Source organism: Vibrio sp. CUB2 (assembly GCF_001557945.1).
GTDB lineage: Bacteria > Pseudomonadota > Gammaproteobacteria > Enterobacterales > Vibrionaceae > Vibrio > Vibrio owensii.
Window position 1 is genome coordinate 1 of sequence record NZ_LNRB01000061.1, and the last position, 1,199, is coordinate 1,199.

At 47.0% G+C, this 1,199-nt stretch carries 1 protein-coding gene; it reads right to left on the reverse strand.

Annotated features, from left to right (window positions below; translation table 11 throughout):
- Positions 1-1,121, reverse strand: a 1,121-nt coding sequence (locus ATB78_RS27780) for a flagellin (RefSeq protein WP_061011160.1), incomplete at its 3' end; no start/stop codon positions are given.
- Positions 1,122-1,199 lie beyond the last annotated feature (78 nt).

Genomic DNA, 1,199 nt, shown 5'->3' on the forward strand with positions numbered 1-1,199 from the left:
CTTAGCGCTGAGTTAGGCGCTTGTTTCGCTTGCGCAAGGATTGAGCTTGACGCTTGCGATAGAATTTGTGACTTGGTCATTTGAGTCGTTTCTTTCGCGAAGTCTGTATCTTTGATACGGCTCTTCGACGCGTTCACGTTCTCGTTGATGTTATCCAAGTTGCTGATTGCGTGGTTGAAACGGTTTTGGAAAGCACCTAGCTCTGCACGGTGGCTGTCTACGTATTTCAATGCCGCATCAATGATAGCCACAGATTCTTGTGCGCCACCTACTGATGTTACGTCGATAGTATCAACCGTTACTTTCTTGCCGTCGTTTAGACCTAGCTCACCAGATAGGCCGCCAGAGAATTCCACGTCGCCTTCTACTTTGTTGTTACCAGCGAAAACTTGCAGTTTACCGTCTTGATCTACTGACGCTTTTACTAGGTCAGTTTGACCGTTGATGTACGTCGCTAGCTCTTCGATATCGTCACCCGCTTTCGCGCTGATGTTGATTTCTTGCTCTTGACCAAAGCTGTCAGTCAGACTGATTTTCATGTCGTTTTTGCCAGCTTCAACGTTCCAGTTTTTGTCTTTACCGTTGTCAGCTTGGTAGCTCACGCCGCCCATCATTTTATTGTCTGAGCGCATGTCTTTTAGGTTAAGCATTACTGCTTCACCGTTGTCCGCACCGATTTGGAAAGACTGAGTGCCGTAAGTACCGTTAAGTAGACGGTTACCACCGAAAGACGTCGTTTCAGCGATACGGTTTAGTTCGTCGTTTAGTGCCGTTACTTCTTCTTGGATCGCAACACGCTCAGATTTTGAGTTAGAGCCGTTAGCAGATTGAAGAGATAGGTCACGCATACGTTGCAGGATGTTAGTTGTCTCGTTCATTGCACCTTCAGCAGTTTGTGCAATCGAGATACCGTCGTTCGCGTTACGAACAGCCACATCCAGGCCACGGCTTTGTACGTTCAAGCGGTTCGAGATTTGAAGACCCGCAGCGTCGTCTTTCGCGCTGTTGATTTTGAAACCTGAAGACAAACGCTCCATAGAAGTTTGTTGTGCTGAGTTTGCGTTGTTTAGGTAACGCTGAGCGGTCATCGCTGATACGTTTGTGTTTACATTCACTGCCATGGTGATTTCTCCAATTGATTTTCCGATGTAGCGGTTTCCGACGTCTCGGAAAACCAAGTAGTTCTCTCAAAGTTACTT